A 1,531-nucleotide genomic window follows, 5' to 3' on the forward strand; every position below is an offset into this window, starting at 1 on the left:
TACAATGAGCTGCGATACCGTGAGGTGGAGCGAATCTCAAAAAGCCGGTCTCAGTTCGGATTGGGGTCTGCAACTCGACCCCATGAAGTTGGAGTTGCTAGTAATCGCAGATCAGCATTGCTGCGGTGAATACGTTCCCGGGCCTTGTACACACCGCCCGTCACGTCACGAAAGTCGGTAACACCCGAAGCCGGTGGCCCAACCCTTGTGGAGGGAGCCGTCGAAGGTGGGACTGGCGATTGGGACGAAGTCGTAACAAGGTAGCCGTACCGGAAGGTGCGGCTGGATCACCTCCTTTCTAAGGAGCATATGGCCGACTGCGAGCGAATGACTCGCACGGTTGCTCATGGGTGGAACGTTGACTATTCGGCTGGTTCGTTGGTTGTCCTGTTAGTACTGCTTCGGCGTGGAACACATGGATGGCTGGGACTGGCCGGGCACGCTGTTGGGTATCTGAGGGTACGGAACTTAGGTTTCGGACCTTCGCGATGCCGGCCCCGGTGAACTCCACTGCAAGGTGGGGGTGATGGGTGGCTGGTCGTTGCTTGAGAACTGCACAGTGGACGCGAGCATCTGTGGCCAAGTTTTTAAGGGCGCACGGTGGATGCCTTGGCACCAGGAACCGATGAAGGACGTGGGAGGCCGCGATAGGCCCCGGGGAGCTGTCAACCGAGCTTTGATCCGGGGGTGTCCGAATGGGGAAACCCGGCAGTCGTCATGGGCTGTCACCCGCTGCTGAACACATAGGCAGTGTGGAGGGAACGCGGGGAAGTGAAACATCTCAGTACCCGCAGGAAGAGAAAACAACCGTGATTCCGGGAGTAGTGGCGAGCGAAACCGGATGAGGCCAAACCGTATGTGTGTGATACCCGGCAGGGGTTGCGCATGCGGGGTTGTGGGATCTCTCTTCTACAGTCTGCCGGCTGTGGGACGAGTCAGAAACCGTATGGATAGGCGAAGGACATGCGAAAGGTCCGGCGTAGAGGGTAAGACCCCCGTAGCTGAAATCTGTACGGCTCGTTTAAGAGACACCCAAGTAGCACGGGGCCCGAGAAATCCCGTGTGAATCTGGCGGGACCACCCGTTAAGCCTAAATATTCCCTGGTGACCGATAGCGGATAGTACCGTGAGGGAATGGTGAAAAGTACCGCGGGAGCGGAGTGAAATAGTACCTGAAACCGTGTGCCTACAAGCCGTGGGAGCGTCGCGCATCGAGCTTGCTCGGTGCGTCGTGACTGCGTGCCTTTTGAAGAATGAGCCTGCGAGTTTGCGGTGTGTTGCGAGGTTAACCCGTGTGGGGAAGCCGTAGCGAAAGCGAGTCCGAATAGGGCGACCCAGTAGCGCGCCCAAGACCCGAAGCGGAGTGATCTAGCCATGGGCAGGTTGAAGCGGAGGTAAGACTTCGTGGAGGACCGAACCCACCAGGGTTGAAAACCTGGGGGATGACCTGTGGTTAGGGGTGAAAGGCCAATCAAACTCCGTGATAGCTGGTTCTCCCCGAAATGCATTTAGGTGCAGCGTCGTGTGTTTC

2 rRNA genes are annotated in these 1,531 nt (G+C 57.8%); both read left to right on the forward strand.

The annotated features are described in order from the left end of the window. Positions 1-298 (forward strand): 16S ribosomal RNA (locus AB0C26_RS46390); the annotation flags it as partial. Between the two features lie 279 nt (positions 299-577). Further along, positions 578-1,531: ribosomal RNA gene (locus AB0C26_RS46395) — 23S ribosomal RNA — on the forward strand; the annotation flags it as partial.

Origin of the sequence: Actinoplanes sp. NPDC048796 (assembly GCF_040650035.1) — a bacterium.
Lineage (GTDB): Bacteria > Actinomycetota > Actinomycetes > Mycobacteriales > Micromonosporaceae > Actinoplanes.